The following is a 5,086-nucleotide window of genomic DNA, read 5'->3' as shown; positions in this document are numbered from 1 at the left end:
GGGGGGGGAGCCGATCGGCCAGGGAGCGCGCGGTGGCGGCATGGTCGGTCGCGGTGTCGGCGGCGCGCAGGGCGGTGACCAGGTCGGCTAGAACCGGTGGCGTACTCCCCCAGGTTGCGGGGTCGCGGGTGATGCCGCGCTCGGCGTAGGTGGTGAGGATCGCTTCGTCCAGGGCGGCGATCTCGGCGGCGTTCAGGCCACCGACCATGGCGGCGACCAGGGTGTGGAGGAACAGCACTCGGGTGGTGAACGCCTGTTCACCCGTGCTGGGAAGGTCGAAGGGGTTGAGCCGCCCGTGTTCCAGACCGAGGGGGACGCGGTTGCCACCCAGAACCTCGGCCAGGTGTGCGTACTCGTCGGTGGGGTCGATGACGCTGACCTGGACGCCCGCGTACAGGGAGCGGAGGAGTTCGGCCTTGGCGAGGTAGGACTTCCCGGCTCCGCTGCGGGCCAGGATGATCGCGTTGCTGTTGTCGAGCCCGCCGTGGAACCGGTCCCAGAGGACCAGCCCGCCCGTGTGGGCGTTCTCCCCGTAGACGACGGCAGTGCGCCCGGCCTCGGCGGACAGATCCGCCCCGGCGAAGGGCATGAGGGCGGCGATGGCCTCGGTGTCCACGGTTCGGCCCATGCGCAGGGCATCGGTGCCGAGCGGAAGGGTCGAGCGCCATCCCTCCCATGAGCGGTAGGTGGCCGGTGACAGGTCGACGAGGATCGATCCGGCGAGGGCGCGCAGGCGGTCCAGGTCGGCGTTGAGGTCCTCGGCCGTGTGGGCGTGCACGGTGATGTACACGGCGAGCTTGAACAGGCGGGTGTCGCCGACGGCCACACGGTCGGCCAGATCCGCGGCGTCCTCGGTGGCCGCGGCGCGTTGGGGGTCCGAGAGACGTCCGTGGGTGGCGTCGGTGCCCAAAGCCGATTCCAGGCGGGCGCGGCGACGGCGCAGGCGCCCGGCGGCGAGCTGTCCGGGGACGGGGATGACGTGGCAGGAGACGTCGATCCGTCCGGGGAAGGTCAGGAGCGGGTCGGCCCATCCGGCTCGCACGTCGTGCGGGTAGCCGGTGACGACCATGGTCTGGGCGAGCCATCCGCTCGCGTCCAGGTGGCGCGGGTGCAGGCGGATGTGCGGTGGGCGTGTCATGCGTGGTCCTTCTCGTCGGTGGTGGCGGTGGTGTGTGGGAGGAGGGAGGTGTGGATGATCTGGTCGGCGCTGTCGCCGTCGCAGACGCGGGCGCGCACGTCCAGGGCACCGAGCTGGGAGACGGCGTCCTCGGCTCGACGCAGGAGTGCCTCACCCGCGGTGTCCGAGGGTCCGTCCTCGGTCAGGACCAGCAGGACGCGGTGACTGATCAGGTCGTGGTGGTGCTGGAGGCCGTCGAGGAAGGCGGCGTGGGCGCGGGCGGCGCGGCGCAGTTCGGCGGGCAGGCGGGGGATCCCGGTGCGAAGGCGGTCCAGGTGCGGTGTCAGGTCCATGCGTCGGCGCTGGATGAGGATCTGCGCGGGTGAGGTGAGCGAGTCCAGGAAGGCCGCGAACGTCGCGAGCATCTGGTCCTGCTCCTCGCCCGAGGACAGGTGGAAGGGTGCGCTGTCGCACTCCAGGAGCACCGCGCAGCGACCGTCGAGGTCGATGACTCCGGAGTCGTCCACTGGCGGAGGGGCGGGGTGGCGGTGTTTGGACTGGATCTTCCACCGCGCTGCCAGCCAGACCATGTGGTCGAGCCCGATCCCGTCCTTGCGACCGCACGCGAGCACCCATCCAAGCGCGAGGAGCACGGCCGCGACGATGACCAGCAGCCACACGGTCAGGTGGCCCAGGAGCAGCGAGAACAGGACCCACGCCGTCAGCCCGGCGGGCGTGATGACCAGCAACTGCCGGGCGGTGAGGTTCCACAGGACGGGTTCGGGTCGGTCGATGTCGGCCGGGATGCGTGCGTGCCAGGTGGAGACGTCCTGGTCCATGGATCCGCCTTTCCGTGGTGGTTCTCAGTCCCGTCGTTGGTTCCAGACCCAGGGCGGGCGGGGCTTGCGATGCCATGGGCGGGGCTGGACGGCCCGCTTCGCCCACACCCCCGGGTCGGGAGAGCGAGGAGCCGGAGGGCGAGCGGGCGCCCTGTCCTGACGCGGGGTCGGGCGCGGCTGGGGTTCCAGGTGGGGGCGGGAATCGCTGGGCCTGGTCACGCGGTCCGGTGGTGTGTGGGTGGGTCCCGACTTCCGTTCCCTGGGGTGTCGCTGCGGACCGGGTGGACGTTCGGTGGGCGGCGTCGAGGAACGTCGAGATTCGGGCGCGGAGGAGGCGTACCTGGGGGCGCGCGTTCCCGGTACGTTCGGATGGGCAGGAGACGGCGTGCCGTTGCCTCCGCTCCGGGCTGGGTGCCGACGCACCTGCGACGTGTTCGTGGGTCGGGTGCCGGGCGTGCCGAAGCGCCAGGTGCGGACGCGTCGGGGCAGGGGCGTCGTGGGTGCGGCGGTACGGTTCTCGCGGATCCTGCGAATTCCCCGGTGTCCGACCCTCAGCAGAGCGCCCTTTCTCCCGCCCACGGCGCCTGCGGTCGCCGCTCCCCCGCCGGTCGCGGCCGAGGCGGCTGCCAGAACCACAGCCCAGGTCAGGGCCTTGGCCACCCCCGCCGCAGGGGATCGGCCAGAAGGTCCCGACCACACCGCCCGGTACGCCCACACCGGGATGCGGATCTGCACGTAGATGAGCACCAAGAGGAGGAACAGGTCGAAGAGGTTGACGTCTCCGCGCACGACCTGCGCGGCCCCGAACATCGCGCGGGCGTCGCCCTCGAAAAACACGCGCATGAGCGCCACGAAGGCGAGGGCCTGGGCGACGGGTACGAGGCAGACCGCACCCAGGGCGCGCCACCACATCTGTGCGACGCGGTTGGTCTGTGGGAGCCCGTGGAACATGAGCATCGCCGGTCCGCCGACCATCAGCAGGATCACGATGACGATGCGGACGATCTCCACGATCACCCACAGGATCATCAGGACGACGAACACCAGGAGGAAGAGCACGACGATCGCCGCGTCCTCACCCAGGAACAGCACCGTTCGCTCGCTGAGGTGCTGCGCCGCCACCTCGTTGGTGATGCCGTCCGCCGTGATGGCCTGGGCGACGGAGGTCGAGACGTGTGCCGCGAGTCCGACAACGTTCAGCGAGACGTTCGAGGCGACGAACCCGACCACGAGGCGCGGCAGGACCTCCCGCGCCGAGTACTGCGCCTGGAGTCCGTGGTGGGCCATGATCACGAACCCCGCCGCGATGATCAGCAGGGCGTAGACGGTGTTGACCGTGGCGGAAACGCCTTCCCACACGCCGGTGATGCCGTCGGTGGGGCCGGGGGTGGTGAACAGCGTTCCGGCGATCCAGCCGAAGAGCGGTTCGAGGATGCCGAGGACCAGGCCGTGGAACCACTGGGTGATGTGGCAGGAGACCTCGAGAGCGCCGCAGTCGAAGACGTCGGCGTACTCCTCCTCCAGGCTCGGGCTCGCCAGCTCCAAGCCTCCGGGTTCGGGCTCGGCGTCGCCCGTGTCGGGATCGGTCGGTGCCGTCCTCATGGCGACTCGTACTTGCTCAGGTAGTCGAGGGCGAAGAGCAGGACCTCGCCCGCGAACACCACGACGTAGCCCACGGCCGCTCCGGCGAACCCCCGCTTGGCCTTGTCGATCTCGTTGGGGTCGCCGCCGGCCAGCATCCAGCGCAGGCCCGCGACGATGATAAACAGCGTCGCCACCGATCCCGCGACGGTCTGGCACAGTCGTGTGAGGCGCAGGATGACGTCGTTGAGCTGGTAGGCGAACAGCCACGCATCGTCCGCGAGTGCGGGTTCGGCGAGCCCGAGGACAAGGGTCAGCGCGGTCCCCGGCACACAGATCCAGGGCCTCGGTGAGCAGCGCCCGCGCCGTGGTCGGCGTTCGTGTGGAGTCGCCATGTCGCCCCCCGTGGTCGGCTCTCCTACCTCGGAACAGAGCCACCACGGGGGACGGTTTGGACTCGGTGTCAGCGATCCTTGACCCGGTCCTCAAGCGGTCAGGCCGCTGACAGGGCGGACAGGCGTGCGGTGACCAGGCCCGATCGCACCGCGTCCGCGAGCCGCCGTTCCGCGCGCGACCGGCGTTTGGCGATCTTCCAGTAGGCGGTTCCGCGTTCTCGGGCCACCTCCGTCAACGGCACCCGGTCCAGCCGGGTGCGGCCGATGAGGTCGGCGTCCGTCGCGGTGATCACGCCCTGGCGGACCGCGTCCTGCAGCACCAGGTCCGGGTTCCCGGTCGGTGCGGGTCCGTTGGCGAGCGGTTCGGCCACCGCGGTCGGCACGGCCAGCGCCTCCTTACGCGCCCGCAGCCCCCATCGGCTGGCGCGGCAGCGCAGCACCCACGGGAGTCGGTACCAGGAGGTGTTCACCTCGTGGACGGCGGCGATGAACCCCGACAGCATCTCCTCCTGGACGTCCTCGGCGGCTCGGGTGTCGAGGCCAGCGCACATCCGAACCGAGCACGCCCGGAGTGCGGGCATCGCCAGGCCGATGGCGGCCACCATCCACTCCTCGCGCACGCGCGCCAACTCGATCACCAACCGCCAGACGCTGTCGCGCACCTGGCGGGCCAGCGAGCCCGACAGTAGGAGTTCGCGCAGCTCCAGCAGGGTGTCCGGGCGGGCGTCGGTGAACGGTGCCAGCTCGCGCAGCAGGTCGGCGGTGTCCAGCTCCAGGCGCAGGAACTCGCGCTCGGCCGCGCGCAGTGGGTCGTGACGCATGGTGGGTCTTCCCGTCGTCGATTGGTGATGACCCGACCGACCCAAGGAGACGCGGCTGACGCTGGACTGGCGGCGGTCTGACCATCAGCGCGCAGGAGGCGAACGAGGGTCTCACGGGCCCCTGACCCACCGCTCACACACAGCCGTCAGCCACGACTGCGGAAGGGAACGGGCGTCTCGATCACCGACCCTGAACCCCAACCTGACCAGGGATGACAGCCTCTCCAGTGGCTAACAGACCTCGCTGTCAGCCACTCACCGACCGCGTTGACCTAACCGTTGCCGGTTTCTTCGCGCTCACGCCGCTCCGCACATGATCCGGTCGTAGCTGCG

The 5,086-nt window shown here is 70.5% G+C and carries 5 protein-coding genes; all 5 read right to left on the bottom strand.

Annotated elements, in window-relative coordinates; translation table 11 throughout:
• Positions 1 to 1,138: VirB4 family type IV secretion system protein (locus tag D471_RS35960; RefSeq protein ID WP_017601019.1), on the bottom strand; the 1,138-nt coding region annotated here is incomplete at its 3' end.
• Positions 1,135 to 1,956 (bottom strand): PrgI family protein, encoded by an 822-nt coding sequence (locus D471_RS0124290; RefSeq protein WP_017601018.1) that lies wholly within the window; start codon positions 1,954 to 1,956, stop codon positions 1,135 to 1,137. The genes D471_RS0124290 and D471_RS35960, both read right to left, overlap by 4 nt.
• Positions 1,957 to 1,980: 24 nt before the next feature.
• Complete coding sequence (locus tag D471_RS0124285) at positions 1,981 to 3,558, bottom strand: chromosomal replication initiator protein DnaA (protein WP_026128031.1); 1,578 nt, start codon at positions 3,556 to 3,558, stop codon at positions 1,981 to 1,983.
• Entirely contained in the window at positions 3,555 to 3,932 is a 378-nt protein-coding gene (locus D471_RS0124280; protein WP_152486427.1) for a pilin, read from the bottom strand. The genes D471_RS0124285 and D471_RS0124280 overlap by 4 nt, the downstream gene beginning before the upstream one ends.
• Positions 3,933 to 4,030: 98 nt before the next feature.
• The gene (locus D471_RS0124275) at positions 4,031 to 4,753 is read right to left on the bottom strand and encodes a hypothetical protein (protein WP_017601016.1); all 723 of its coding nucleotides are present in this window, start codon (positions 4,751 to 4,753) and stop codon (positions 4,031 to 4,033) included.
• Positions 4,754 to 5,086 lie beyond the last annotated feature (333 nt).

Source organism: Nocardiopsis lucentensis DSM 44048 (assembly GCF_000341125.1).
GTDB classification, from domain to species: Bacteria; Actinomycetota; Actinomycetes; order Streptosporangiales; family Streptosporangiaceae; genus Nocardiopsis; species Nocardiopsis lucentensis.
Note: the sequence above shows the minus strand (reverse complement) of the source record. Positions and strands in the feature narration are given on the sequence as shown.

What these genes read in the sequence shown, in the direction of transcription:
- D471_RS0124290 (WP_017601018.1), bottom strand. Translation starts at nt 1,956, where the DNA reads ATGGACCAGGACGTCTCCACCTGGCACGCACGCATCCCGGCCGACATC.
- D471_RS0124280 (WP_152486427.1), bottom strand. Translation starts at nt 3,932, where the DNA reads ATGGCGACTCCACACGAACGCCGACCACGGCGCGGGCGCTGCTCACCG.
- D471_RS0124275 (WP_017601016.1), bottom strand. Translation starts at nt 4,753, where the DNA reads ATGCGTCACGACCCACTGCGCGCGGCCGAGCGCGAGTTCCTGCGCCTG.
- D471_RS0124285 (WP_026128031.1), bottom strand. Translation starts at nt 3,558, where the DNA reads ATGAGGACGGCACCGACCGATCCCGACACGGGCGACGCCGAGCCCGAA.